The sequence below is a fragment of the Pseudomonas sp. LFS074 genome, assembly GCF_047978165.1.
Taxonomy (GTDB): domain Bacteria; phylum Pseudomonadota; class Gammaproteobacteria; order Pseudomonadales; family Pseudomonadaceae; genus Aquipseudomonas; species Aquipseudomonas putida_P.
In genome coordinates this window covers 2782964-2806565 of record NZ_JBFPFV010000001.1, presented here as the reverse complement: position 1 = coordinate 2806565, position 23602 = coordinate 2782964, and the positions used below count along the sequence as shown (strand labels likewise).

Below are 23602 nucleotides of genomic sequence, written 5' to 3'. Positions count from 1 at the left end.
GTAGGCCCTCTGGTTAATAATAATAAATATATTGTTATGATGCTTAGCATCACAGTTCGTTATGAATGCAGCTCGCATGAAAGGTAGCACCCCTCAATGAACCTCAAGGCATTGCGTTGCTGTGTCGAAATCGTCCGGCAAGGCAGCTTCACCAAGGCCGCGCAGCACCTGCACATCGCCCAGCCAGCGCTGAGCATGGCCGTTACCCGGCTGGAAGAAGAACTGGGCGTCACCCTGTTCAACCGCACCACGCGCAAAGTGATCCTCACGGCAGAAGGCGAGCAATTTCTGCCACGCATTGCCTCGGCCCTGCGCGAGATGGATGTTGCCCGACAAGAACTGCGCGACATGGCCGACCTGAAGCGCGGCGAAGTGCGCCTGGGTATTCCGCCGATGTTCGGCCTGCACTACGTGCCCGGTTTGATGAACGCCTTCCGCCAGTTGTACCCAGGCATTGCCATGACCGTGTTCGAAGGCAGTGCCGAAGACATTGGCCATCGGCTGGAGCAGCGGGAAATCGACCTCGCACTGCTGGAGTCCCGGCGTGTGCCGCCGGACAAGGAATCGATCCTGCTGGGCAGCGACGAGATGCTGGCGTGCATGCACCCCGATCACCCCTATGCCGGCAAGGCTTTCCTCACCGCCGAAGACCTGCGTAATACCGACATGGTGGTGTTCGACCGCACCTTCGTGCAACGCCATCTGCTGGACGCGTTCTTTGCCGAGCATGGCATCACTTACCAAGTGGCGCTGCAGAGCAACTTCGTCTCGCTTGTGGTGCAGGCCGCATTGGACAACATGGGGGTGGCCACCCTGCTGCGCTCGGTGCAACAGCGCACGCCAGGCATCGTCGGTGTGCCCTTCCGGCCGGCACAGCAGATGAGTTTCCGCTTGTGCTGGCGCTCGGGGGAATACCTTTCGCTCGCCAGCAAACGGTTCATCGACTTTGCCGCGCAAACCCACTACCTGGAGCGATAACCGGCAGTTTTCAGGGCCAGATGCTCGATCACCTGCTCCACTGCGCGTCCCAGGCAGCCCTTGAAGAAGTGGTTGGCACCGGCATACACCGACACCGCCCGTTGGCCAGGGCCTGCCCATTGCAGCAGGTTGGCCAGCGGCGCCATTTCATCCCGTTCGCCATGCAGCAACAGGCAATCCGCAGGCACCGGCAATGGCTCGTAATAACGCCCGCCCGGCACATCACCCACCGGCAGCCCCAGCAATGCCACCGCCTGCAGCTGCCCTTCAAGCTCACAAGCCACACGCGCGAACACGTAGGCACCAAAGGAAAACCCGACCAGGGCCAGCGGCAGCTCTGGCAGTTCCCGGCTGAAGTGACGAATAACCGCAATGCAGTCCTGCGCTTCGCCGATGCCTTCGTCATGCACCCCTTGCGTCTGCCCCACCCCACGAAAGCTCGGCCGCACCACTTGCCAGCCGGCTGCACATAACTGCCGTGCCAAGGTCAGCGGCACGATATGCCGTGGGCTGCCGCCCAGCAGCGGTTGCGGGTGGCTGACCAGCACCAGCCCCTTCGGTGCGCCAGCGGGGTAGTCGATCAACAGCTCGATTTGGCCGAGCGGCCCGTCGATGAGCAGTGGGTTACGCGGGGTGTCCGACATCGCAGTTGTCCTTGTGAACCGAATGTATGGCGCTTATTCACGCCGCTTGCCAAGCCTACATCCGTACTCACCCCTGCAACAGGGCAAACAATCTGACAGGCATCCTGTTGCATTTGTCAGGCTCATGCCCAAGCAAATGTAATTGGAAACAGCAGAATCATTGCAGTTCGCCAGGTTCTTGCCTGCGCTTCGCCTCCCTACAATGACCCCACAACAACAAACGAGCCCAGCTCCGTGAGGCACGCCCCCATGTACAGAGACCATATCGTCAAACCGCGCGCGACCGACAACCCGGCATTCATGGGTATGGCCGCCGCCGTGATCTTCGCCCTCGCCCTGCTCTACGGCGTGGGCGACGGTAGCCTGGCCCGGCTGATGGGCCCGATCGTGCTCGACCTGCAGGCACCGCTGATGCGCAACATCGCCGTGGCCGGCACCCTGGCCGTGACCCTGGTATTGAACGTGTTCATCCTTGGCCGCTTTCCGTTGCGGGCCCAGGTGATTACGGTCTGGTGCGAACTGTTGCTGTTGTTTCTGCTGTTTTTCGACACCTTCGACCTGTCCTACAGCTTCATCGCCACCAAGGTCGGTTTCATGATCACGCAAGGGGTGTTCACCACCGTCTACGTGTCCACCCTCTCGATCGCCATCGCCTTCGTCCTGGCGCTGCTGGGCGCAACCGCACGGCTGTCGTCCAACGGCTTCGCCATCGCCATTGCCAGCTTCTACACCTCGTTCTTTCGCGGCGTGCCGCTGCTGATCCAGATCTACCTGATCTACCTTGGTATCCCCCAGCTCGGCTATGTAGTCGGTGCCGTGCCGGCGGGGATCCTGGCGTTGTCGCTGTGCTACGGCGCCTACATGACGGAAATCTTCCGCGCCGGTATCAGCAGCATCCCGCGCGGGCAATGGGAAGCTTCGCGGGCGATCGGCCTGACCCCCTTCCAGGCCATGACCCGGGTAATCCTGCCGCAGTCGATGCGGTTGATCATCCCGCCCACCGGCAACCAGTTCATCTCCATGCTCAAGGACAGCTCGCTGGTGTCGGTGATCGGTGTGTGGGAGCTGATGTTCCTCGCCCGCACCCAGGGCCGTGCGGAGTTTCGCCACCTGGAAATGTTGATCACCGCCGCCGTCTTGTACTGGGTGCTGTCGATCCTGCTCGAAGCCGTGCAGTCGCGCCTGGAAAAACGTTTCGACCGCGCCCATCGCTGATCGAGGAGCCCCATGATGAACCAACCTTTCACCCCCGGTATCGCCCAGGCCGCCATATCGATTCGTGGCCTGCAGAAATGGTACGGCGAGTTTCACGTGCTCAAGGGCATAGACCTGGAGATCGCCAGTGGCGAAATCGTGGTGGTCTGTGGGCCGTCCGGTTCGGGCAAATCCACATTGATCCGCTGCCTGAACCTGCTCGAAGACTTCCAGAAAGGCCAGGTGCTGATCGCCGGCAACCCGCTGGACCGCGACGCAGCCAGCGTGGCGGCTATCCGCCGCCAGGTGGGTATGGTGTTCCAGCAGTTCAACCTGTTCCCGCACCTGACCGTACTGGAAAACCTGATGCTCGGCCCGCGCCTGGTCAGCAAGCTCAGCGAGGCCCAGGCCCGTGCCCTGGCGCTGGAGTACCTGGACCGGGTGCGCATCGCCAGCCAGGCCGACAAGTTCCCCGGGCAGCTTTCCGGTGGCCAGCAACAACGCGTGGCCATTGCCCGCGCGCTGTGCATGAAACCACGCATCATGCTGTTCGACGAACCCACCTCGGCGCTGGACCCGGAAATGGTCAAGGAAGTGCTCGACGTCATGGGCGAGCTGGCCCAGGACGGCATCACCATGCTGTGCGTTACCCACGAAATGGGCTTCGCCCGCCGGGTGGCCGACCGCATCATCTTCATGGACCAGGGCCAGGTGATCGAACAAGGCCAGCCCAATGCGTTTTTCGACAACCCGCGCCACGCACGTGCCAGGGAGTTCCTCTCGCAGATCCTCAGTCATTGAGGCCTGTGTCTACCGCTGTGCCAACACCACAACAACAATTGCATGCCCGGAGACTTACCGAATGAACCCAGTCGCACGCTTGTTCGCACTCACCGCCGTTGCCGGCAGCCTGACCCTGATGGCCGGCGCCGCCTGGGCCGGTGCCACCCTTGACCGCATCCACCAGAGCAAGGTCATGAACGTGGCCACCGCCGCCAACTGGCCACCGCAGTCGTTCCTTGGCGAGGACAATACCCTCAAGGGCTTCGACATCGATGTAGCCAACGAGATCGGCAAACGCCTGGGCACCCAAGTGGCCTTCGTCACCCCCGAGTACGGCATCATCACGGCAGGGCGCTGGGCCAGCCGCTGGGACCTGTCGGTCGGTTCGATGACCCCCACCACCGAGCGTGGCCGGGTGCTCGACTTCCCGGCCATCTACTACTACACCCCCTACGTCTTCGCCGTGCACAAGGACGCCGCCGGGAGCAACACTGCCGACCTTAACGGCAAGACCATCGGCGTCGAGGCCGGTACCACTTCCGAGGACTACATCAACCGCCGGCTGAAAATCGACGCAGCGGATGTGCCAGCCTTCAGCTACAGCGTAGAGCCAGGCGAAGTGCAGACCTATGGCGACAGCATGGGCCCGCTGGACGACCTGCGCATGGGCAACGGCACCCGCCTGGATGCCACCTTGTCGGCACTGCCAACCGTCATGGGTGCGATCAAGGCTGGATACCCGATCACCCCCGTGCAGGGCAAGCCCGCCTACTACGAGCCACTGGCCATCGCCACCGACAAGGGCGACGACGCCTTCAACGCCGAACTGGCCAAGGCGGTCGAGGGCATGAAGGCCGACGGTACGCTGAAACAGCTGTCCGAGAAGTGGTACGGCGCCGACCTCACGCAAGTGCAGTAACCCCCAGACCCGCAGGCCAGCGCCCTTCCCTTGAAGGGCGTGCGGCACCCTCATGCCCGCAAAACGTACAGCTCCCAGCAAAAGGATGACCCAGCCGATGTCCAGCTACAGCAATAACTACTACACCGGGACCATGCGCGCTGCCCCCCTGCGCCCGGCACTGACAGGTGAAAGCCGCGCCGATGTGTGCGTGATCGGTGGCGGCCTGGCAGGCCTTAGCCTGGCCCGCGAGCTGCTGATGCGCGGGCGCTCGGTGGTGTTGCTGGAGGCGGCACGGGTGGCCTGGGGCGCCTCCGGGCGCAATGGCGGCTTCGTGCTGCAAGGCTGGTCCGAAGGGCTGTCGGCGATCGAGCGGCGCTGCGGCAAGCAGACCGCCGCGGCGCTGTTCCGGCTGTCGCTGGAGGGGGTCGATATCGTCCGCGACACCATCGCCCGCCACCAACTGCCAGGCTGCGCGGCAACCACCGGCAAACTCAGCGTGGTGCGCTACGACGACGCCGACAACCTGCAGCGCACCCGCGACCGCATGGCCCGCGACTTCAATTTCGACATGGAGTACCTCGATACCCAGGCGCTGCGCAGCCGTCTGAACACCGACCGCTACTTCCAGGGGCTGCGTGATAGCCATGGCTTTCACTTCCACCCGCTGAACTACTGCCTGGGCCTGGCCGAGTTGGTCGAGCTGGCCGGTGGCCGCATACACGAACAATCGCCAATGCTGCGGGTGGAACGCAAGGCCGGCCACCATCGGGTGGTCACCGCCCAGGGGGCGGTCAGCTGCAGCGATGTGGTGTACTGCTGCGGCGGCTACGGCGGCCCTGAGTTTGGCCAGTTGCGCCGTGCGTTTCTGCCGATTGCCACGTACGTGGTGCTGACCGAGCACCTGGGTGAGCGCCTGCGCGATGTAGTACGTACTACAGACGCAGTGGGCGACAACCGTCGCGCCTCGGACTACTACCGCATCGTCGAGGGTGACCGCCTGCTGTGGGGTGGCCATATCACCACGCGCAACCTGCAGGACGAACAGCGCCTGGGGCAGTTGCTGACCCGTGACATCCTTAGCGTGTACCCACAACTGCAGGGTTTGAAAATCGCCAAGGCCTGGTCTGGGCTGATGGGTTACGCCCGCCACAAGATGCCGCACATCGGCCCTCTGGGCCCGGGGTTGTGGGCCTGTACTTCATTTGGGGGCCATGGTATGAACACCGCACCCGTGGGTGCACGGGTAATCGCCGAGGCAGTCTGTAACGAAAGTGACCGCTACCGCCTGTTCGACGCCTACGGCCTGGAATGGAACGGCGGGCCGTTCGGGCCAGCGGCGGCGCAAACGGTGTATGCCGGCCTGAAGCTGATGGACAAGTTCCAGGAAGCCCGCGCGCAGTACAACCACTAAGAGCAATCACCAGGAACCACCATGGACGCCCTCCCACCCGGCGCGCTGTTCAAACTGACCGAAAAAGACCGGCAACTGTTGGCCTTGCTGCAGGCCAACGCCCGCGAGCCCACCGCCTCGCTGGCGCGCAAGCTGGGCGTGTCGCGTTCTGCGGTGCAGGAGCGCATCAACCGCTTGGAAAACGCCGGGGTCATCACCGGCTACAGCGTGCGCATCGACCAGGACAAGCTGCAGCAAGTGATCAACTGCTTCACCATGACTTCATGCAGCAACAAGAGCTACACCGACGTGATGACCACTTTGCGCAAGATGGACTCGGTGCAGGCGGTGTATGCGGTGTCGGGTGAAATGGACTTCATCATCCACCTGACCACCCACACGCTGGGGGAGCTGAATGCCGAGCTGACCCGCATCAACATGATCAAGGGCGTGACCCACACTGCTTCGCACATTGTCATGGAGACAAAGTTCAGCAAGAAGCTGACACTGTGATTGCCCCCCGACACGCTGAATAGCCGTCCAGCGTCCTCGACGTTGCAGTCACAGATTGACTATGATCCCGCCTTGAACGTTTCAGCATGTTTCAATAGGGATACAGATGTCAGTCCAGGAACTCCCCCCGCTCGCCAGTAAAAGCACCGTCGCCAAGATGGAAGCCGCCATGGCGCTGGGCAGCTTCGCCATCGGCACCGGCGAATTCGCCATCATGGGCCTGATGCCCGACATAGCCAGCAACCTGCAGTTGAGCGAGCCACAGGTGGGCCATGCCATCAGCGCCTATGCATTGGGGGTGATGGTCGGCGCCCCTACCCTGGCGATTCTCGGTGCCAAACTGCTGCGCAAGCACATGCTGCTGCTGTTGATGCTGCTGTATGCCTTGGGCAACCTGGCCACGGCCTTCGCCCCCTCGTTCGGCGGCCTGGTCGCCTTCCGCTTCATCAGTGGCCTGCCCCACGGCGCCTACTTCGGCATTGCGGCTGTGGTGGCCTCGAGCATGGTGGCCAAAGATCAACGTGCAGGTGCCGTCGCTCGGGTGATGATGGGCCTGACCCTGGCCATGTTGCTCGGCAACCCGGTGGCCACGTTCCTGGGCCAGTATTTCGGCTGGCGTTCGGCCTTCGTGCTGGTCGGCGCGATTGCCCTGTGCACCATCGCCCTGGTCTGGCGTTTCGTGCCCCAGCGTCACGACGAAGTACGCAGCGACCCACGCAAGGAACTGCAGGCCTTTACCCTCCCGCAGGTATGGATGGCGCTGGCCATCGCTTCCATCGGCTTTGCCGGCATGTTCTGCGTGTTCAGCTACCTGGCGCCGACCATGCTGCAAGTGACCCAGGTCTCGCCGCAGTGGATTCCGTTCGGCCTGGCGGCGTTCGGTGTTGGCGGCATCGTCGGCAACATCGCGGGCGGCAAACTGTTCGACCGCCTGCAATTCCGCGCGGTGGGGCTGGTGTTGATGTGGTCGATTGCCGTGCTGCTGTTCTTCACCTTCGCCGCCCAAGCGCTGTGGAGCCTGCTGCTGGGCATCGGCCTGGTGGGTACCATGATCGCCCTGGCCGCACCGCTGCAGATCCGCCTGATGGACATTGCTCATGAAGCGCCAAGCCTGGCCGCCGCGTCGAACCATGCGGCGTTCAACCTGGCCAATGCACTGGGGCCATGGCTGGGCGGCATGGCGATCACTGCCGGTATGGGCTGGACCAGTACCGGGTTCATCGGCGCGGCGACGGCGCTGGTTGGCCTGGGTATCTACCTGTTGGCACGGCGGATGAAAGGCGGCCACTGAAACATCCGGTCGTTAGGCCCAGCACTGCTGGCGCGCCAGCACCGAGGCGGCCGTTTCGCCCAACAGCTCGGCGTAAACGCCGGGGGCGGTGGCACCTTCGGTGTTGATGAAGAGAATGCGGGCATTTCTACCGACCCCCAGGCTGGCGGCTGCGCCCGAGTCCTTGACCAGGCGGGCCAGCCCAGCCAGCCCGGCCACACCTGACTCACCCGCGATCAACGGAATGTCACGAACGCTGCCGGCTGACAGGCGGCGCATGGCGGCCACGGCCTCGTCGTCGCTGATGGTCATGAAACAATCGATGCTCGGCTCCAGGAAGCGCCATGCCAGGGGCGATGTCTCGCCACAGGCCAGGCCGGCCATGACCGAGTCCACCGAGCCAACAGCCCTGGCCGGCTTGCCAAGCATCGCACTTTGGTACAGGCAGTCGGCCTGCTCGGGTTCGACCATGACAAACAGCGGGCGCTGCTCGCCGAAGTGTTCCCACAGGTAGCTGACGATGCCAGCTGCCAAGCCACCTACCCCGCCCTGCAGGAACACATGAGTGAACGGTGGCTGCCCGACGGTGGCTTCGATGATTTCCGCGGCGATGGTTGCGTAGCCTTGCATCACGTCGCGCGGGATCTCCTCATAGCCTTCATACGAGGTATCAGAAACCACGGTCCAGCCATTGCTCGCCGCCAGCACGGCGGCGTGCTCGACCGACTTGTCATAGTTGCCGGCAACCCGCACGATCTGTGCGCCGTAGGCGGCAATCGCCTGCTCACGCTCGATGCTGACATTGGCGTGCAGCACGATCACGCAGCGACAGCCTATGCTGTGTGCTGCTGCCGCCAGGCCTTTGCCATGGTTGCCATCAGTGGCACTGACGACGGTGAAGCCGGCCAGCAGATCAGCATAATGGCCCTCCAGCAACCCATGGGGCGCGAAAGGCTGTTCGGGGAAGGTTCGCAGAATCAACCGAACCAAGGCGATCGGCGCCCCAAGGGCCTTGAAGCTACCGAGCACCGAGCGCACCGATTCATCCTTGACCGACAGCTGGGCTATGCCCAGTTCTGCGGCCAGGTCAGGCAAACCGTACAGCGGCGTGGCCCCAGCATTCAGGCACGACCAACCGGTCAGCCACTGGCGGCTTTCTTCGGCCTTGGCAATGCTCATCACAGTTCGCAACGCTTGTGGGTATGGCTGGCGGCCAGCCTTGGGGTTGGAAACAAACATGCAGCACTCCGTTCTACAAGTATCAGCAAGCCCATGCCGCTGCAGCCAAACTGCCGTGGGCGGTTTTTTCAATGAATATCAGGTGTGGGCCAGGCGATGGCTCACGACATCCAGCAACACCTGCGCCCCCTGAACGAGGTGATCGTCAGCGGTAAACTCGCGCGGGTTGTGGCTGATGCCGCCCTGACTGGGCACGAAGATCATCGCAGCCGGCGCTATGCGGGCGATCATTTGCGCATCGTGCCCGGCACCAGAGGTCATGCGTCGGTGGCTGAAGCCCAAGCGCCGCGCCGAGGCTTCGATCGCATCGACCAGGCCGGCATCGAAGGCAACTGGTTCAAAGCGCACCAGGCGCTCCGTAGCGATGCTCACGCCTTCACGCTTGGCGAGGGAATCCAGGTATTGGCTCAGGCGGTTTTCGGCGTGAGCCAGGCAGGTTTCGTCCGGGTCGCGCAGGTCGACGGTGAAGGTCGCCTTGCGTGCAATGACGTTGATCAGGTTTGGCTCGAACCGCATGCAGCCGACGGTGGCCAGGGTCGTGCCAGAATATACGGCCATGGCGCGCAGTTCGGCAACGATGGCACTGGCCACGAAACCGGCATCATGGCGCAGGTGAGTCGGTGTGGTGCCGGCATGGTTGGCATGGCCCAGCACCTCTACCTGCTGCCAGGAAATGCCTTGCAGGTTCTCGACCACGCCAATCAGGGTGTTCTCGGCCTCAAGGATCGGGCCCTGCTCGATGTGCAGCTCAAGGTATTCGTGCGGCCCCACGGCCCCTGGCTGCATTGTGCCGGCATAGCCAATACGCGCCAATTCGTCGCCCAGCCGCGTGCCGTCGGTGCCAAGCGTATCCAGGGCCTGCTGCAACGATAGGCCACCGGCGTATACCAACGAGCCCATCATGTCTGGCTGGTAGCGCACGCCCTCTTCGTTGGTAAAGGCGCCAACGGTGATCGAACGCTCGGGCTGCCGCCCTGCCTCACGATAAGCACGTATCACTGCCAGCCCCGCCAGCACCCCGTAGCAGCCATCCAGGGCGCCAGCATTGGTGACGGTATCGATGTGCGAACCCATCATCAGTGGGCGCTGGGCACCGCTGTCAGTAGCTGAGCGCAACGTGCCGAAAATGTTGCCGATGCGATCGATCTGCACCTCGAGATCAAGCTCATGCATCCATTCAACCAGCAGATCGCGCCCAGCCTTTTCTGTATCGGTCAGCGCAATCCGAGTGCGTCCGCCGTGAATGGGGTCGACGCCTACTTGCCCCAGCGCACTGATTTGCTGCAATAGCAACGCGCCGTCCAATTGCAACGGGGTACTCGTATTCATCAACCGTTTCTCCTTGGGTGCCATGCCATGGCAGCGCACCCTGTTTGATCATGGGAGAATTCTATTCGGCGAAAGCGTACGAAAAACTTGATTTCCGACCTTTTCATGCACTTTCATTACGCTTTTCCAGCCTTTGGCGCTGCTTAGCAACGGAGATACCTTCATGCCCCTCGATCACTTCGATCTGGCCCTGCTCGAGGCCGTACAGCGCAATGCCGGGACGTCGCAGTTGGACCTGGGCACGCAGGTCAACCTGTCCTCGGCAGCGGTGAACCGGCGCTTGAAGAAAATGGCGGCCGACGGCGTGATCCGTGGCACGGTGGCACAGGTGGATGCCGTGCATCTGGGTTACACGCTGACCGTGATCACCGAGGTCGAAGTGGAGAACGAGCGGCTGGACCTGCTGGACGAGATGAAGCGCACCTTCCTCGCCTGCCCGCAGGTGCAACAGTGCTACTACGTGGCGGGGGAATGCGATTTCGTGCTGATCATGCTGGTGCGGCACATGGAGCAGTACACCCAGCTGACCCGTGAGTTGTTCTTCGAAAACAACAATGTCAAACGCTTCAAGACGTTGGTTTCGATGAGCAATGTGAAGACCGGCATGTTCGTACCGACGCTCACGGCTTGAGCCATTGAGGCCGCTTTACGGCCTCAATGGCTCAAGCCGGGCTTGCCTGTGGCAGTTCGATGCGCACCCGCAGACCACCAGTGGCGGCGGCCTGCGCAGTGATACTACCGCCGTGCAGGGCAATGGCCCGCTGGGCGATAGCCAAGCCCAGGCCGAAACCATCACCATCGCTGTCGGCACCCCGGTCGAACGGCTCGAAGATCCGCGGCAGGCGCGCCGGATCTACGCCCGGCCCATGGTCGCTGACACAGACCTGAAACCATTGCCCACCCGGCGCCATAGCGGCCTCCACCAACACCTCCGTACCAACTGCGGTGTAGCGCACCGCGTTGCGGATGATGTTCTCGAACGCCCGGTACAGCAGTTCTTCATGACCGTGGATGAGAAACGCACCCTGGGCTTGCAAAGACACCTGGCACTGCTTCATGCCGGCCTCGAAGCGGGCGTCTTCGACGATCTGCGCCAGCAGCTCCACCACATCCACGCTGGCAAAGTCGCTATCGCCCTGGCGAGCCTGGGCGCGGGCCAAGGTCAACAACTGCTCGATCAGGTCATCCATGCGCCGCGATTCGCGCTCCACCCGCTCCAGCATGTCGTGCCGGTCGGGCTGCTGGCGCATCAGGCCAATGGCAGCATGCATGCGCGTCAGCGGTGAACGCAGTTCGTGGGAAATATCGTGCAGCAGGTTCTGCTGCGCCTGCACCAGTGCCTTCAGCTGACCGGCCATGCGGTCGCAGTCCTCCGCCAGCTCGACGATCTCGTCGCGGCGCTTGCCCAGCCTGGGCTTTACCCGCACATCGAAGCGGCCCTGGGCTACCTGGCCCATCGCCTCACGTAACCAGGCCAGCGGGCGAGTCAGGTACAAGCTGCACAGGAAGGCGAACAGTGCACTCATCAGCGTGCCGGTAAACAACGGGCCCATACCACGCGGGCGCGGTGGCTCGCCAAGCACCGTGGCCACCGAAGCACGTAGCACCAGCGGGCGACCTTCACGGTCGCTCAACGCCTGCTCGAAACGCGCCACCGGCACCGCTCTGCCGGCCAGCAACTGGCCTTGGCTGTCGTAAAGGCCCACCTGTACATCGGGCGGTTGCGGTGATACCTCAAGCAGCTGTCGGCCTGCCTGCTCGCCGTAACGCTGCAACAGCTGCAGTTCGGTGGCCAGCAGCGAGCGCAGCGCCGGCGTATCGCCACGCCAGTCATTGAGCATGAAAGCGCCCGCCCCCACCAGGAAGGTCAGGCAGTTGGCCAGCCAGAACGCCAGAAACAGCTTCCAGAACAGGCGCCGGCGCATCATTCGACGATCAACATGTAGCCCATGCCACGCACGCTCTGGATCCAGCTGCTGCCGTCGGCGCGCGGGCCAAGTTTTTGCCGAATGCTGCTGACATGCACGTCGATACGCCGGTCGTAACGGGTCAGCGGCCGGCCCAGGGCATTAAGCGAAAGGTCCTGCTTGCTGACCAACTGGCCAGCCTGACGGGCCAATGCCTCCAGCAGGCTGAACTCGGAGCCGGTCAGCTCCAGCGTAGCGTCGCCCCAGTGCGCCTCGCGTCGGCCCGGCCACATTTTCAATGCCCCGGTGCGTAGCTGTTCGGGCGCACTGGCCTCGCCCATCTGCTGTGGCTGTACCCGGCGCAGAATTGCCCGCAGACGTGCCACCAGTTCCCCCGGGGAACTGGGCTTGGGCACATAGTCATCGGCCCCCAGTTCAAGGCCGGCAATGCGGTCGATGTTGTCGCCACGGGCGGTCAGCAGCAGCACCGGCACCTGGCTGCGTGCACGCACACGGCGCAGCACTTCGATACCGGAGATACCGGGCAGCATCACGTCCAGCACCACCACCTGGTAGTTACCGGACAGCGCCTGGGCCTCGCCCTCTTCACCGGTGTCCACGGCCGTGGCCTGGAAGCCTTCGCGCGCCAGGTACAGAGAGAGCATTTCAGTCAGTTCGCGGTCGTCGTCGACCAGCAGCACAGGGATCATCAGGGCCAGATATCGCAATTGCAGGGGCCGTAATGATCACCCTGCAGGCGGGCACTGTCACCGCCGGCCGGTCGGACTTTACACATCTTTACCCTCGGCTAACCGCGCCGTACACAGCCCGCCCGTATCCTCATCGCCCGCCGCATGCGGGTTGCCCGCACGTGCTGCACTCCGAATCCGCTTGTCTGGAACCCCCGATGAACTACCCGCGCCTGTTGCTCTCCATCCTGTTGCTGAAAGCCACGCTGGCCCAGGCCTCCCCCTTCAGGATCGCCGACATCCGCGTCAACGGCCTGCAGCGGGTTTCCGCCGGCAGTGTGTTCGGTGCCATGCCGCTGAACGTCGGCGACCAGGCCGATGACCGCCGCCTGGTGGACTCGACCCGTTCCCTGTTCAAGACCGGGTTCTTCCAGGACATCCAGTTGAACCGCGATGGCAATGTGCTGATCATCAACGTGGTCGAGCGCCCGTCGGTGTCGAGCATCGAGATCGAAGGCAACAAGGCGATCAGCACCGAAGACCTGATGAAGGGCCTGAAGCAATCGGGCCTGGCCGAGGGCGAAATCTTCCAGCGTGCCACCCTCGAAGGTGTGCGTAACGAGCTGCAGCGCCAGTACGTGGCCCAGGGCCGCTACTCGGCCGAGGTCGACGCCGAAGTGGTGCCGCAGCCGCGCAACCGTGTGGCGCTGAAGATCAAGATCAACGAAGGCACCGTCGCCGCCATCCAGCACATCAACATCGTTGGCAACAACGTGTTCGATGACGAAACCCTGGGGCAGCTGTCCGAGCTGAAGACCACCAACTGGCTGTCGTTCTTCAAGAACGATGATAAGTACGCTCGTGAAAAACTCTCCGGGGACCTGGAGCGCCTGCGTTCCTACTACCTGGACCGCGGCTACATCAACATGGACATCGCCTCCACCCAGGTGTCCATCACGCCGGACAAGAAGCACGTCTACATCACCGTCAACATCAACGAAGGCGAGAAGTACACCGTTCGCGACGTGAAGCTGTCCGGTGACCTCAAGGTGCCGGAAGACCAGGTCAAGTCGCTGCTGCTGGTGCAGCCAGGCCAGGTGTTCTCGCGCAAGGTGATGACCACCACCTCCGAGCTGATCACCCGCCGCCTGGGTAACGAAGGCTACACCTTCGCCAACGTCAACGGCGTGCCACAGCCGAACGACCAGGACCACACGGTCGACATCATGTTCGTGGTCGACCCGGGCAAGCGTGCCTACGTCAACCGCATCAACTACCGCGGCAACACCAAGACCGAAGACGAAGTGCTGCGCCGCGAAATGCGCCAGATGGAAGGCGGCTGGGCCTCGACCTACCTGATCGACCAGTCCAAGACCCGTCTGGAGCGCCTGGGCTTCTTCAAGGAAGTCAACGTCGAGACCCCGCAGGTAGCTGGCACCGACGACCAGGTCGACGTCAACTACAGCGTCGAAGAGCAGGCCTCCGGCTCGATCACCGCCAGCGTCGGTTTCGCCCAGAGCGCCGGCCTGATCCTCGGTGGTTCGATCAGCCAGAGCAACTTCCTCGGTACCGGTAACAAGGTGGCCATCGGCCTGACGCGCAGCGAATACCAGACCAAGTACAACTTCGGTTTCACCGACCCCTACTTCACCGCCGACGGGGTCAGCCTGGGCTACAACCTGTTCTACAACAGCACCGACTACAGCGATTACTACGACGATGGCGTTTCGTATTATGCGATCAACAGCTACGGCGCCGGGGTCAGCTTTGGCTACCCGATCAGCGAAACCTCGCGCCTGAGCTACGGCCTCACCCTGCAGCACGACGACCTTTCGCCGGGCACCTACAGCGCCGACGAGATCTACGACTTCATTTCCCGCGAGGGCAAGAGTTTCAACAACCTCAAGGCCTCGATCGGCTGGTCGGAATCCACCCTCAATAAAGGCGTACTGGCCACCCGTGGCCACTCGCAGAGCCTGACGCTGATGGCCACCACCCCAGGCAGCGACCTGTCATTCTACAAGCTGGACTACAACGGCCAGGCCTACTTACCGGTGACCAACAACACCGCACTGCGCCTGCACACCAGCCTGGGCTATGGCAATGGCTACGGCTCCACCGACGGCTTGCCGTTCTATGAAAGCTACACCGCAGGTGGCCAGGGTTCGGTGCGTGGGTTCAAGGACGGCACCCTCGGCCCACGCAATACCCCGGCCACCGGTGCTTATGCAAGCTCAGGCCAGGCTTACTACTCCGACCGAGACACCGATGTGCTGGGGGGCAATATCCTGATCACCGGCGGTGCCGAGTACATTTTCCCGTTGCCGTTCGTGAAGGACCAGAGCCAACTGCGCAGCTCATTGTTCGTCGATGCGGGCAATGTGTATGCCGACACCTGCTACCTGTCCACCACCCAAGGCTGTGGCAGCGTCGACCTGGCGCAGATGGCCGTGTCGCTGGGGGTTGGCGTGACCTGGTACAGCCCGATGGGACCGCTGAGCTTCAGCCTGGCGGCGCCGTTGAAAAAGCCGGATAACGCCGAGACCCAGATTTTCCAGTTCTCCCTGGGGCAGACATTCTGAAGCCGGCAAGGCAAGCGTCCTGCGCGGTCCTACAGGGACCGCGAAGCGCTTTGGAGCATTACCCGCTTTTACCCCCGCTTAACCCAAGTTGACAGTCACATTGCCTAAGCTGACCTGCACTCGAACCCCGCCCAGCAGGACACACTCATGCCTCCCTTCACCCCTTGCTTCCCCACCACACTGCGGCACGATGAAGTACCGCTGGCACTGCTCGACCTGGTCCAACAGCGCCTGGCCAGCCTGCTCGGCCCACGTTTCACCGTGGTCCTGGGCGGCAGTGGCGACGGTGCCGGGGTGAGCCACTACCACTTGGCAATCCAGCACAACCAAAGCGGTGTTTCCCTGGAAGACTACGGCACCGTCACAGCCGGTTTCATCGAGCGCCTGTTGCGCATGAGCACCCAGGTGCGCGACATGCTCGACTCAGCCACCTTCAGCCTCATGGCCAGCGAACACCCTGGCCGACCACTGGTATGGCTTCGCGAGCTGGCCTGCAACGGGGAAAGCATTACAATGCGCGCCCCAATCTGAAATATGTTTTCTCCATGAAATCACTGCTTTACGCCGTAACCTTATTGTTTTCCTTTACCCTGCCCGCCCTGGCCAACCCGCCGGCAACCTTCACCGAAGCCAAGGTGGTGGCCAAGCAGAAGGTGTACCTGGACCAAGCCAGCAGTGCCATGGGCGACCTGTACTGCGGTTGCAAGTGGACCTGGGTGGGCAAGTCCGGCGGGCGTATCGATGCCGCCTCGTGCGGTTACCAGACGCGCAAGCAGCAGAACCGCGCCGAGCGTACCGAGTGGGAGCACATCGTGCCCGCCTACACCTTCGGCAACCAGCGCCAGTGCTGGAAGAACGGTGGCCGCGAACATTGCGTGGACAACGACCCGGTATTCCGCGCCATGGAGGCCGACCTGTTCAACCTGTACCCGGCCGTGGGCGAGGTCAACGGTGACCGCAGCAACTTCAACTACGGCATGGTGGCTGGCAATGCTGGTGAATACGGCCAATGCAGCACCAAGGTCGATTTCGTCCAGCGCGCCGCCGAACCGCGCGATGAAGTCAAAGGCCTGGTGGCCCGCACCACGTTCTACATGTTCGACCGCTACCAGCTGAGCATGTCGCGCCAGCAGCAACAGCTGCTGATGGCCTGGGACAAGCAACACCCGGTGTCGGCCTGGGAGAAAGAACGCGACCGGCGCATTGCCGCGATCATGGGGCATGCCAACCCGTTTGTAAGCGGGGAACGCAAGTGGACGGCCGACTACAAGCCGGTTGGCAGTGGCGTGGTGCAAGCGGTGCCGGTAAAAGCCGCCAAGGCAGAGGCCAAACCGAGCCTGGCCAGCGCCGAGTCGGTCGGGGCTGTGCTAGGCAACCGCAACAGCCATGTCTATCACCTGTCGGTTGGCTGCCCGGGCTACAACCAGGTGGCGGCGAAAAACCAGGTTACGTTCGCCACCGAAGGTGAAGCGCAGGCAGCGGGCTACCGCAAGGCGGGTAACTGCCGATGACTTGACTTGCGGGGCCTTCACTTGGGTGAGCGGCCTTGTGCAAGTACCAGGGTTCGCGCTAGCCGTTGACCAGGTTCAACGGCCGCTCACCGGCCAGCGCGCTGAGCAGGTTGTCCACCGCGCAACGCGCCATGGCCTGGCGGGTTTCCTCGGTCGCTGAGCCGATATGCGGGGTCGCTACGACGTTATCGAGCTGCAATAGCGGCGAGTCTGTCGCCAGCGGCTCCTGCACGAACACATCAAGCCCCGCGCCGCGAATGCGCCGGTTCCGCAGCGCTTCGATCAGCGCTTGTTCATCCACCACACGCCCACGCGAGATGTTCACCAGGATTGCTTCGGGCTTCATCAACGCCAGTTCCCGTGTGCCAATCAGGCCTTCGGTGCTGGCGTTCAGCGGCACCGTCAGGCAAACGAAATCCGCCTGCTGCAACAAGGCATCCAGGCTGCATTTGCGTGCGCCATAGCGTGTCTCCACCTCGGGCTTGGGGCGCTGGCTGTGGTACAGCACACGCATGCCAAAGCCGGCGGATGCGCGCCGGGCCAAGGCCTCGCCGATGCGACCCATGCCGACGATGCCCAGCGTCTTGCCGTGCACATCACTGCCAAAATGTGCAGGCCCCAGGTTGGCCTGCCAATGGCCATCACGCACCCAGTTCGCCAGCTCCACCACCCGCCTGGCGGTGGCCAGGAGCAGGGCAAAGCCGGTGTCGGCGGTGGTTTCGGTCAACACGTCGGGCGTGTTGGTCAGCTTCACACCACGGCGGCTGAGTTCGGCAACATCGTAGTTGTCCACGCCCACCGAAACGCTGGACACCACTTCCAGCTGTGGCGCCAGGTCAAGCAGGCTGGCATCCAGGCGCACACTGGCCCCGAGCAACCCGTGCGCGCCCGGCAACGCATCGCGCAAGCGGGCCAGGCCATCGGGCTGGGCCGTATCTACCCAGGTCACCTCAACGCGCGCTTGCAGGCGTGCCATCAAGTCAGCGGGCAGGCGTTTATACAGAACAATTCGCTTCTTCATTGCAAGTGTCCTAAGGGTTCACGGCCAGTTGCGCGCTATCGCGCTTTGCCCGGCCAGACATTTGGGAAGTATTGAGTGCAGCGGTAAGCGCCACTGCGCTCAGCAGCGCACCGCACATGAACAGGTAAGAGGCGCCAGGCCCACCTGTTGCACCATTGAGGTAGCCCACCAGCCACGAGCCACCGAACGAGCCCAGCGCGCCCATGCTGTTGATCAGCGCCATGGCACCGCCTGCGACGTTGGCCGGCAGGATCTCGGGCACGATCGCGAAGAACGGGCCATAGGGTGCGTACATGCAGGCGCCGGCGACCACCAGCAACGTATACGACAGCCAGAAGTGCTCAGTGCCCAAGGCATACGAGCCATAGAACGCCACGGCGGCAATCAGCAGTGGCGGCCAGACGAAACGCTTGCGTTTTTGCAGGCGGTCGGACGCCCAGGACACGCCCACCATCGCCAGCACCGCTGCCAGGTACGGCACCGAGGCCAGCCAGCCGGCCTGCACGATATCGACGTTCGCCGCTTGCTTGAGAATCGACGGCAGCCACAGCACGAAGCCATACACGCCAATACTCCAGCAGAAGTACTGCAGCGCCAGGATGATCACCTGCGGCGAGCGGAACGCCTCGCGGTAGTTTTTCACTGGCTTGATGCCCTGCTGCTCGGCGGCCAGTGCTTGCGCAAGGGCGGCCTTTTCCTGTGCGCTCAGCCAGTTGACCTGGGCCGGGCGGTCATCCACCAGGCGCCACCAGAAGAACGCCCAGATCACAGCTGGCAGGCCTTCGATGATGAACATCCAGCGCCAGTCGTAATGTTTGATCAGGTACCCCGACACCACCGACATCCACAAGATGGTCACCGGGTTGCCGAGCATCAGAAAGGTATTGGCACGCGAGCGCTCAGCACGGGTGAACCAATGGCACAGGTACACCAGCATTGCCGGCATGACCGCCGCCTCCACCACCCCAAGCAGGAAGCGGATTCCGATCAGCATGTAGACGTTGCTGACCATGCCGGTAAGCGTGGCAAGGCCGCCCCAAAGGATCAGGCAGACGAAGATCAGCTTCTTCACACTGCGCTTTTCGGCGTAGATGGCACCGGGTACCTGGAAGAAGAAGTAACCGAGAAAGAACAGCGCACCCAGCAGCGAAGACAGCACGGGAGTGATTTGCAGGTCGTCGGCCATGCCAGAGGCGGCGGCGAAACCGTAATTGGCGCGGTCCAGGTACGCCAGGCTATAAGTGAAGAACACGATTGGGATGATGTACCACCAACGGCGAGGTGCCAGGCTTGGGCTTTGCATGGTTTGTTTCTCCTGAGCTTGTTGTTTTTGTTGCAACAGGTGATTCGGGGTTGGTTGGGTCAAGCGCTTCTGCGCAGGTTGTGGGCCTCCAGCTCGTGGCGCAGCGGCAACCCTTCCATGTCGCCCCGCGATTGCACGGCACGGCTGCCGCACCAGTTACCACGCGCCACGGCCTCAGCCACTGCACGGCCCTCCAGCAGCGCACTGAGCACGCCGACGGCAAAGGCATCGCCGGCACCAACGGTATCCACCACATGGCTGACCGGCACCGCCGCTACCTGCCCTTCTCCCTTGGCGCTGCGAAAGTAGGCGCCGGCCTCGCCCAGTTTGATGACGACCAGCTCAACCCCTTGGTCAAGGTAGAATGCGGCGATGTCCGCCGGTGTTTGCTGGCCAGTCAGCAACCGCCCCTCTTCCAGGCCCGGTAGAACCCAGTCGGCCTTGGTCGCCAGGGCATTGATTTCGCGCACCATGCTGCTTTGATCAGGCCACAGCGAGGGGCGCAGGTTGGGGTCGAACGAAATACTGCGCCCCGCTGCGCGCATGGCGTCCAGCAGCGCGTGGGACAGCGCCCGGCAACTGTCCGACAGCGCCGGCGGAATGCCGGTGGCGTGCAGATGGCGTGCTTGCAGCACGTCTGAATGAATCAGCGCTGGCGACAGCCGACGGGCTGCCGAGCCACGGCGGAAGTACTCCACCGACGGGTCGCTGCCATCATCGCAGCGGGCCTTGAGCTGAAAACCGGTGGGGTAGCTGGCGTCCACCTCCACGCCGGAACAGTCCAGTCCTTCGCGGCGCAAGCTGTCGAGCACGAAACGGCCCAGCGAATCGTCACCTACCCGGCTCAGCCAGCGCACGTTGAAACCCAGCCGCGCCAGGCCGATGGCCACGTTGCTGTCCGCACCGGCGATGCGTTTGCCAAACTGCTCGACACTGGCCAGGTCGCCGGTTTGCTCGGCAACGAACATGGCCATGGTCTCGCCGAAACACAGCACGTCATGCTCATGCATGGGCCACCTCCTGCTCCGCGCCCAGCGCAGACAGGCTACGCACCTGGGCGCGGGTCAGCGCCAGCAGGTCTTCGCCAACCAAGGGGTACTCGACGGCGCGTACCACGCCAGGCGCGAACTCGGCCAGCAGCGTTGCCCACTCGTGTAGGTCCGCCGCCTGGGGCGGTATGGCAACCAGGCGGCCATCGGCCCGGCGCTGCACAGCCTTGCAGTGCACGTACTGCACCCAACGGCCAAGTTGCCGTGCGGCTTGCCCCGCAGCCTCACCCTGCCACTGCCAGTTACCGATATCGAACGTCATCCCCAGGCGCAGCCTTAACTGCTCGGCCCACTGGAAAAACTCCACCAGGGGTTCGATCCTGCCTCCATGGGTGGTCTGATCGTTTTCAACCAGCAGCAGCGGCCCATGTGCCGGCAGCAGTGCCGCCAGGGCCGTCATATCGCAGCGCTCATTGAAATGGCCCAGGGAAACCTTCAGCGCCACCGCGCCAAGCGCTCGGGCGATTTCGAGCTTGTGGACCAGGAGTGGATCGGGCATGCCTTGCGTGGTCCACAGTTCAAGGGGTGTCGAATACAGGCACTCCAGGTGCAATGCGGCAATGACCGCACCCAGGGCGGATGCGTCAGGTGCACTGGCGAACAGTTCTTCGCGCAATTCCACTCGGCTAACGCCAGCGGCTGCCAGCAAGTCCAGGAACTGCTCTTGGCCACGTTGCCGTACAAAGTCGGCACCGTAGCTGGAAAGGCTGATGGAAACGGGGTTCGGGTGCATTGTTCTTATCCTTATGAAACCGGTTTCATTTTTGATCGGCAGCGGCGGACACAGGCCTGCCGTTGCTTACTGGGGTTGGGTTGAGCCGCGGATGATCAGGTCGGCCTTGAAGTCGATGCGCCGCGCTGCCCCGCTGTCGCCGCGAAGGCGGCCGAGCAGGCTTTCGAAAGCCGCCTCACCGATGCGTTCGGTAGGCTGGGCCAGTGCAGTGATGCCTTTGCCAACCAAGGGGTACCAGTCCAGGTCGTCGAGGGCGATCAACCCGACGTCGGCAAACAAGTTGCACCCGGCCTCTTGCAAGGCCCGGGTTACCGCCAAGGTCGCTACGCCGTTGAAGGTGAAGATGGCTTGTGGGCCATGGCTATGGCGGGCGAGAAACGAAGCCAGCTGGCCCTGCAGCCCCGTGCTGGTTTCCAGTACTTGCTGACGCATGCCGGGCCGGCGGCTGACCGACGCGCCGAACGCCTGCACCCGCTCCAGGCGTGAGCTGGTGCCATCGAGGGGTTCACTGACTGCCAGGATATCGCGGTAGCCTTGGGCCTGCAGGTGGTCGAGGGCCTGCTCGACCGCGTCGGCATTGTCCAGGCCGACCAGGTCCACGTTCAGTTCGGGCAACTGGCGGTCGACCAACACCATGGGGATGTCACGCTGCAGGTTGAGCAGTTCACCGGGGTGATGACCCAGGGTGTTCACGATCAACCCTTCGACGTTGTAGCTCTGCAGGGCCTCCAAGTGGTGACGTTCCTGCTCGTCGTCACGGTTGGTGTTGCACACCACCAGGCTGTAACCGTGCTGACGGCAGGCGGTTTCCACACCATGCATCACGGCCACTGAATAGGGGTTGAGAATATCGGCTACCAGCATGCCGATCAGTCGCGTCTGGCCGCGCTTGAGGCCGCGGGCCATCTGGTTGGGGCGGTAGCCGAGGCGTTCGATGACCTCTTCCAGGCGCTTGGCGGTAGCGTCGGCCAGCAATTGACGATCGCCACCGATGTAACGGGAGACGGTGGCTTTGGAAACGCCAGCGACACGCGCTACTTCGCTGATGGTGACCCGTTCGCGGGCATGGGCAGGCGCGTCGGTCATGGGTTGTCCTTGTGATTATTGTGATTGCGATGAAACCGGTTTCAATACAGCAAATCTGTGGCAATTCGTCAACATACCGTTAGTCAGTAATGTTGAAGCCGATATGGTATTCGAGATTATATAAGCTACTTAAGATACTGATATAACAGTAATTTTAAGACGCCGAATAAGGGAGCGGGTTAACCCCGCCCCCCCAATGCATCAGGATGCACGTAAGAGGTCAGCGAAGCGACTTCACATCACTGGCCGTAACGGCGCCGCCCTGGTTACCCCAGCTGCTGCGAATGAAATTCACCACCTCGGCAACCTCCTGGTCACTCAGGCGCCAGCCGAACGCTGGCATGGTGAAGGTCGACGGCGCGGTATGCGTTGCCGGTACCGTGCCCCCCGCCAACACCACATGGATCAACGATGTGGCATCCGTGGTTTGCACCACAGGGTTACCGGCCAGCGCTGGGAACACTCGGGTGTAGCCCCGGCCATCGGTGCGGTGGCAGGCCGCGCAATTGTCGATGTACACCGCCGCCCCAGGCTTGCTGTCATCACCGTTCCACAGCGCCTGCGCCACCTGCTTGTCGTAGACGTGCGGCTGGTCGTCGGGGTTGCTCGGCGGCAAGGTCTTCAGGTAGCGGGCGATCGCGGTCAGGTCGGCATCCGTCATGTGCTGCATGCTGTGCTCGACCACGTCGCTCATGCCGCCGAACACGGCGCTGCGATCGCTGCGCCCAGTCTTGAGGAACTGCACCAGCTGCGCCTCGCTCCAGCTGCCCAGCCCGTCCTGGTGATCGCCACGCAGGTTCTTGGCGATCCAGCCGTCCAGCGGAGCGCTGCCGGCCAGAAACTGCTCGCCATCCGCAGGGCTCAGCGCTTTTTCCTGCATGGTCAGCGCTCGTGGCGTATGGCAGGCGCCACAATGCCCAAGCCCTTCGACCAGGTACGCACCACGGTTGACCACCGGGTCGGCTGCCGCCGAGGCCTGCCAAGGCTTGGCCTCTGGTGCGAACAGGCCACGCCAGATTGCCAGCGGCCAACGCATGCTCAGTGGCCAGGGAATGTCGGTGGCCTTGTTCGGCTGCTCGACCGGCTCCACGCCCTTCATGAAGTAGGCGTACAGCGCCTGCATGTCCTGCTCGCTGACCCGTGCATATGACGGATACGGCATGGCCGGGTACAGGGTGGTGCCGTCCTTGCCGATACCCTTGCGCACCGCCTGGTCGAAGTCCTCGAAGCTGTACTGGCCAATGCCGCTGGCTGCCGGGGTGATGTTGGTGGAATACACCGTGCCGATTGGCGTTTCCATCGGCAAGCCACCGGCAAAAGGCTTGCCGCCCTTGGCGGTGTGGCAGGCCACACAGTCACCGGCGCGGGCCAGGTATGCACCTTGGCGCACCTGCGCATCGTCATGGGTGGCCGCCTGCGCAGCCGTACCGGCACCCAGCAGCAGGGTTGCGATCAACATTGTCTTCATGCTCATCGCTCC

22 protein-coding genes are annotated in these 23602 nt (G+C 62.9%); 11 read left to right on the top strand and 11 right to left on the bottom strand.

Translation table 11 applies throughout. The annotated features are described in order from the left end of the window. The first annotated feature begins 96 nt into the window (after positions 1-96). The gene (locus tag ACNQP3_RS12875; protein WP_012272224.1) at positions 97-978 is read left to right on the top strand and encodes a LysR family transcriptional regulator; all 882 of its coding nucleotides are present in this window, start codon (positions 97-99) and stop codon (positions 976-978) included. On the opposite strand, the gene ACNQP3_RS12870 is transcribed toward ACNQP3_RS12875, so the two are convergent. Then, the gene (locus ACNQP3_RS12870; protein ID WP_012272223.1) at positions 963-1622 is read right to left on the bottom strand and encodes an alpha/beta hydrolase; all 660 of its coding nucleotides are present in this window, start codon (positions 1620-1622) and stop codon (positions 963-965) included. The two genes, ACNQP3_RS12875 and ACNQP3_RS12870, sit on opposite strands and share 16 nt — an antisense overlap. Before the next feature lie 249 nt (positions 1623-1871). Between ACNQP3_RS12870 and ACNQP3_RS12865 the strand changes: the two genes are divergently transcribed. The 6 genes from ACNQP3_RS12865 to ACNQP3_RS12840 all read left to right on the top strand — a co-directional run bounded on the left by ACNQP3_RS12865 (position 1872) and on the right by ACNQP3_RS12840 (position 7694). Next, positions 1872-2837: an amino acid ABC transporter permease gene (locus ACNQP3_RS12865; RefSeq protein WP_012272222.1), complete on the top strand. Its 966-nt coding sequence runs from the start codon at positions 1872-1874 to the stop codon at positions 2835-2837. A 15-nt stretch (positions 2838-2852) separates the two neighbouring features. Then, a complete protein-coding gene (locus ACNQP3_RS12860; RefSeq protein WP_081337075.1) occupies positions 2853-3617 on the top strand; it encodes an amino acid ABC transporter ATP-binding protein in 765 nt (254 codons plus the stop codon). Between the two features lie 61 nt (positions 3618-3678). After that, positions 3679-4518, top strand: coding sequence for an ABC transporter substrate-binding protein (locus tag ACNQP3_RS12855; protein ID WP_012272220.1), 840 nt, complete (start codon positions 3679-3681; stop codon positions 4516-4518). Positions 4519-4615: 97 nt separating this feature from the next. After that, the gene (locus ACNQP3_RS12850; RefSeq protein WP_264317120.1) at positions 4616-5911 is read left to right on the top strand and encodes an NAD(P)/FAD-dependent oxidoreductase; all 1296 of its coding nucleotides are present in this window, start codon (positions 4616-4618) and stop codon (positions 5909-5911) included. 21 nt (positions 5912-5932) lie between these two features. Beyond that, complete coding sequence (locus tag ACNQP3_RS12845) at positions 5933-6403, top strand: Lrp/AsnC family transcriptional regulator (RefSeq protein WP_012272218.1); 471 nt, start codon at positions 5933-5935, stop codon at positions 6401-6403. A gap of 106 nt (positions 6404-6509) precedes the next feature. After that, the gene (locus tag ACNQP3_RS12840; RefSeq protein WP_012272217.1) at positions 6510-7694 is read left to right on the top strand and encodes an MFS transporter; all 1185 of its coding nucleotides are present in this window, start codon (positions 6510-6512) and stop codon (positions 7692-7694) included. A gap of 12 nt (positions 7695-7706) precedes the next feature. On the opposite strand, the gene ACNQP3_RS12835 is transcribed toward ACNQP3_RS12840, so the two are convergent. Both ACNQP3_RS12835 and ACNQP3_RS12830 read right to left on the bottom strand, forming a co-directional pair. Further along, the gene (locus ACNQP3_RS12835) at positions 7707-8912 is read right to left on the bottom strand and encodes a diaminopropionate ammonia-lyase (RefSeq protein ID WP_012272216.1); all 1206 of its coding nucleotides are present in this window, start codon (positions 8910-8912) and stop codon (positions 7707-7709) included. 78 nt (positions 8913-8990) lie between these two features. Then, positions 8991-10241: a Zn-dependent hydrolase gene (locus ACNQP3_RS12830; protein ID WP_264317119.1), complete on the bottom strand. Its 1251-nt coding sequence runs from the start codon at positions 10239-10241 to the stop codon at positions 8991-8993. 163 nt (positions 10242-10404) lie between these two features. Between ACNQP3_RS12830 and ACNQP3_RS12825 the strand changes: the two genes are divergently transcribed. Further along, positions 10405-10872, top strand: a complete 468-nt coding sequence (locus tag ACNQP3_RS12825; RefSeq protein WP_012272214.1) for an Lrp/AsnC family transcriptional regulator — start codon at positions 10405-10407, stop codon at positions 10870-10872. A 31-nt stretch (positions 10873-10903) separates the two neighbouring features. Here ACNQP3_RS12825 and ACNQP3_RS12820 read toward each other — a convergent pair whose 3' ends face one another. Next, positions 10904-12169, bottom strand: coding sequence for a HAMP domain-containing sensor histidine kinase (locus tag ACNQP3_RS12820; protein WP_060494590.1), 1266 nt, complete (start codon positions 12167-12169; stop codon positions 10904-10906). Next, on the bottom strand, positions 12166-12858 hold the full coding sequence (locus ACNQP3_RS12815; protein ID WP_012272212.1) for a response regulator transcription factor: 693 nt from the start codon (positions 12856-12858) through the stop codon (positions 12166-12168). Before ACNQP3_RS12815 ends, ACNQP3_RS12820 begins: the two co-directional genes overlap by 4 nt. 197 nt (positions 12859-13055) lie before the next feature. Here ACNQP3_RS12815 and bamA point away from each other — a divergent pair, with 197 nt between their 5' ends. The 3 genes from bamA to ACNQP3_RS12800 all read left to right on the top strand — a co-directional run bounded on the left by bamA (position 13056) and on the right by ACNQP3_RS12800 (position 16930). Further along, the gene (bamA, locus tag ACNQP3_RS12810) at positions 13056-15419 is read left to right on the top strand and encodes an outer membrane protein assembly factor BamA (protein ID WP_264317118.1); all 2364 of its coding nucleotides are present in this window, start codon (positions 13056-13058) and stop codon (positions 15417-15419) included. A gap of 147 nt (positions 15420-15566) precedes the next feature. Further along, positions 15567-15950, top strand: coding sequence for a hypothetical protein (locus ACNQP3_RS12805; protein WP_264317117.1), 384 nt, complete (start codon positions 15567-15569; stop codon positions 15948-15950). A gap of 14 nt (positions 15951-15964) precedes the next feature. Beyond that, positions 15965-16930 (top strand): endonuclease, encoded by a 966-nt coding sequence (locus tag ACNQP3_RS12800; protein ID WP_012272209.1) that lies wholly within the window; start codon positions 15965-15967, stop codon positions 16928-16930. A gap of 58 nt (positions 16931-16988) precedes the next feature. Here the strand turns inward: ACNQP3_RS12800 and ACNQP3_RS12795 are convergent, their stop codons facing one another. The 6 genes from ACNQP3_RS12795 to ACNQP3_RS12770 all read right to left on the bottom strand — a co-directional run bounded on the left by ACNQP3_RS12795 (position 16989) and on the right by ACNQP3_RS12770 (position 23590). Further along, positions 16989-17951 carry a 2-hydroxyacid dehydrogenase gene (locus ACNQP3_RS12795; protein WP_264317116.1) on the bottom strand — a complete coding sequence of 321 codons (963 nt, stop codon included), beginning with the start codon at positions 17949-17951 and terminating at the stop codon, positions 16989-16991. Between the two features lie 10 nt (positions 17952-17961). After that, positions 17962-19254 (bottom strand): MFS transporter, encoded by a 1293-nt coding sequence (locus ACNQP3_RS12790; protein ID WP_060514756.1) that lies wholly within the window; start codon positions 19252-19254, stop codon positions 17962-17964. Positions 19255-19313: 59 nt separating this feature from the next. Further along, entirely contained in the window at positions 19314-20264 is a 951-nt protein-coding gene (locus ACNQP3_RS12785) for a sugar kinase (RefSeq protein ID WP_060514757.1), read from the bottom strand. Then, positions 20257-21036, bottom strand: a complete 780-nt coding sequence (locus ACNQP3_RS12780) for a sugar phosphate isomerase/epimerase family protein (protein WP_264317115.1) — start codon at positions 21034-21036, stop codon at positions 20257-20259. The genes ACNQP3_RS12785 and ACNQP3_RS12780 overlap by 8 nt, the downstream gene beginning before the upstream one ends. A 66-nt stretch (positions 21037-21102) precedes the next feature. Continuing rightward, the gene (ptxS, locus tag ACNQP3_RS12775; protein WP_264317114.1) at positions 21103-22122 is read right to left on the bottom strand and encodes a transcriptional regulator PtxS; all 1020 of its coding nucleotides are present in this window, start codon (positions 22120-22122) and stop codon (positions 21103-21105) included. Positions 22123-22342: 220 nt separating this feature from the next. Further along, entirely contained in the window at positions 22343-23590 is a 1248-nt protein-coding gene (locus tag ACNQP3_RS12770) for a cytochrome c (RefSeq protein WP_264317113.1), read from the bottom strand. Between the last annotated feature and the right edge of the window lie 12 nt (positions 23591-23602).